A 3346-nucleotide genomic window follows, 5' to 3' on the forward strand; every position below is an offset into this window, starting at 1 on the left:
CAATACCGGCGCGGATTGTGAAATCGCCTAGCCGTTCACCCGGTTCGCGTTCGCGGGCATAGCGCCCCAGCACTTCGTCCAGCACCTCGAGGATCACCGCCTCGCCCACGTTCTCGCGGATCATCCGATTGAGCCGGTCCCCGTGAAATCCACCGCCGAGATAGAGATTGTACTTGCCGGGAGCCCGCCCGGTCAGCCCGATTTCGGCGATGTAGGGGCGCGAACAGCCGTTAGGGCAACCGCTCATGCGGATGGTGATCGGTTCTTCCGACAGTCCGTGTGCCGCAAGGATCGCCTCGATCCGGCCGAGTAGCGAAGGAAGGTAACGCTCGCTCTCCGCCATGGCCAGCCCGCAAGTCGGCAGGGCGACACAGGCAATGGCATTGCGCCGAAGCGTGGACGCCTCGCTCCCGTCGGGCCAGTGCTCGGCCAGCAGCGCTTCGATTGCCGCGCGATCCTCCGCCCACACCCCGGCGATGATGACGTTCTGGTTGGGAGTCATGCGGAAGGTGCCTCGATGAATGCGGGCGACATCACGAAAGGCATCGAGCAGCCGCGTATCGAGCCGGCCGTTCTCGACGAATATCGTGCGGTGGAACCGGCCGTCGGGGGTTTCCTGCCAGCCAAACGTATCGCCGTTCGAGGCGAACGAGAACCGTCGCGCTTCTTCGAAGGATGCGCCCATCACGCGCTCGATCTCGGCCTTGACCCAGTCCAGCCCCTTGTCGTCGATCGTGTACTTGAACCGGGCGCGCTGCCGGTCCTTGCGGTCGCCATAGTCACGCTGCACGGTCATCACTGCGTCGGCGCAGGCGATCACGCGGTCTTCAGGCACAAAGCCGATCAGGCTCGCCAGACGCGGATATGTTTCGGGTGCCTGGTCGGTCCGTCCCATGCCCCCGCCGATTACTACGTTGAAGCCTTCGAGCCCCCCTTCGCCGCCGATCGCGATGAACCCCAGATCCTGCGCATAGACGTCGATGTCGTTCGACGGCGGCAGAGCGAAGCCGATCTTGAACTTTCGCGGCATGTAGGTCCGGCCATAGAACAGCTCTTCCGGCGCGGACGAGGCAACGCGTTCATCACCGTACCAGATTTCGTGATATGCCCGCGTCTTCGGGATCACATGATCGCTAACCCGCTTGGCCAGGGCGGCTACTTCAGCATGAAAGCGCGATGCCTGCGGATCGACCGTGGACATCACGCCGCGGCTGTCGTCGCCGCAAGCGGCGATCGTGTCGAGCAGGGTTTCGTGCAAGCCCTGGATAATCGGGCGCAAGCTGTCCTTCAGCACCCAGTGGAACTGGAATGTCTGGCGGGTAGTGATGCGCAGCGTCTCTCCGCCATGCGCGCGGGCCAGCTCGTCCAGCTTCAGCCACTGCGCCGGGGTGCAGACCCCGCCCGGCAGGCGCACCCGGATCATGAACTGGTAGGCCGGTTCCAGCTTCTGGCGGCGGCGCTCGTCGCGCAAGTCCCGGTCGTCCTGCTGGTAGATGCCGTGAAACTTCATCAGCTTCACGTCATCCGCCGATGGGACGGCCCCGGTGATGCGGTCGAGCAGGCCTTCGGCGATGGTCCCGCGCAAGTAGTCGCTGGCATCCTTCATCCGCTCGTCGGCGCTTAGCCGGTCGAGCGCTTGCGAAATGTCGTGGCTGCGGTCGATGGTCTCGGTCATGCTCGGCCCCTCAATAGACATCGCGCTGGTAGCGGTGGTCGGCCTGAAGCGAACGGATATAATCTTCGGCCGCCTCGCGCCCGATGTGCGCCTCACACGCCACGACGTCGATCAGCGCCGCGTGAACATCTGGCGCAAGATGGGCAGCATCGCCGCAGACATAGACGTGCGCACCGTCCTCCAGCCAGGCAAACAGGTCGCGCGCCTGTTCCTTCATGCGATGCTGGACGTAGACCTTGTCACTCCGGTCGCGCGAAAACGCGACGTCCATCCGGCCCAGCGTTCCGTCCTTCAGCCACGCCTGCCATTCGCTTTGGTAAAGGAAGTCGGTGCGAAAATTGCGCTCGCCAAAGAACAGCCAGTTCTTGCCGCCGGCGCCGTGCGCCTCGCGCTCCTGCATGAAAGCGCGGTAAGGCGCGACGCCAGTTCCCGCGCCGATCATCACGATGGGCACATCGCCGTCCGGAAGACGGAAATGGGGGTTGGCCTGAACATAGACCGGCAGCACCGCGTCAGGTGCGGCGCGGTCCGCCAGCAGGCCGGATGCCACCCCGCTGCGCGCCTCCCCGTGCAGCGCATAGCGCACCGGCGCGACCGTAAGGTGCGCCTCGTCCGGCGCGGCGGCCAGGCTCGATGCGATTGAATAGAGCCGGGGCTGCAACGGGCGCAGCGCCGAAACGAAGCTTTGCGGCATCACCCCTGCCACCGGAAAGCGGCGGACGATATCGACGATGTGGTGCGTGCGCAGGAAGACTGAGCGCTCGCCCGAACGGTCCTCTTCGCGCAACTGCTTCAAGGCGCTACTGTCGCTCAACATGGCCCAGTAGTCGAGGAACCGGGGCGTTGTGAGCGTGATCTCGAAGCGGTGAGTCAGCGCCTCGCCAAGGGTGGCCTGCCGCCCTTTGATTTCAAACGCGGCGTCGGGCGAAAGCGCGAGTGCATCGAGCAGGTCCGCCACCACCCCTGGATCGTTCGAGGCCGCGATTCCCAGCGCATCGCCCGGCTGATAGGTCAGGCCCGATCCCGCCAGCGAGAATTCGACATGGCGGGTTTCCTTGCTCGACCCCCGGCCAACGATGGCGATGTTCTCGATGATCGCGGCCGGAAACGGATTGCGCTTGTCGTGGACTGTCGCCGGCACGGTTTCGCCTGTCGCTGCAGCTACCGATACGGGCGTGGCGGCCGCTTCACTGGCGAGGTGTTCAACGACAGCTGTCGTCCACGCCGCAGCTGCATCGTCATAGTCGATATCGCAATCGACCCTCTCAAGCAGACGTTTGGCGCCGAGTTCCTCGAGCCGGCGATCGAGCCGCTTGCCGGCTTCGCAGAAGTATTCGTAGGTGGAATCGCCGAGAGCCAGGACGGCAAAGCGCAGGTTTTCCAGCCGGGGCGCCTTGCGCCCTTCAACGAATTCGAAAAAGCCGGTTGCCGGTTGCGGCGGATCACCTTCGCCATAGGTGCTGACCACGATCAGCAGGTCTTCTTCTTGCGCCAATTGCCGCATCTTGTAATCGGCCATGTCCGCCACCGTTGCGGCCATCCCTCTGTCCCGGGCCGTCGTCTCCAGTGCGCAGGCGAGTTCGGCCGCGTTGCCGGTTTCGCTGCCATAGAGAATGGTCAGGCGCCGCGCCCCTGTCGCAGGCGTTGCGGCAGGGGCGCGGCGCCTGACCA

2 protein-coding genes are annotated in these 3346 nt (G+C 64.7%); both read right to left on the reverse strand.

Features of this window, described 5'->3' with window-relative positions; genetic code table 11:
• Nucleotides 1-1675 (reverse strand): NADPH-dependent assimilatory sulfite reductase hemoprotein subunit (locus KAY22_RS26570; RefSeq protein WP_296626074.1); only part of this gene is annotated, 1675 nt, incomplete at its 3' end.
• 10 nt (nt 1676-1685) lie between these two features.
• Nucleotides 1686-3346 (reverse strand): assimilatory sulfite reductase (NADPH) flavoprotein subunit (locus KAY22_RS26575; protein WP_296626075.1); only part of this gene is annotated, 1661 nt, incomplete at its 5' end.

It is taken from the genome of Rhizorhabdus sp. (assembly GCF_018006725.1).
Taxonomy (GTDB): domain Bacteria; phylum Pseudomonadota; class Alphaproteobacteria; order Sphingomonadales; family Sphingomonadaceae; genus Rhizorhabdus.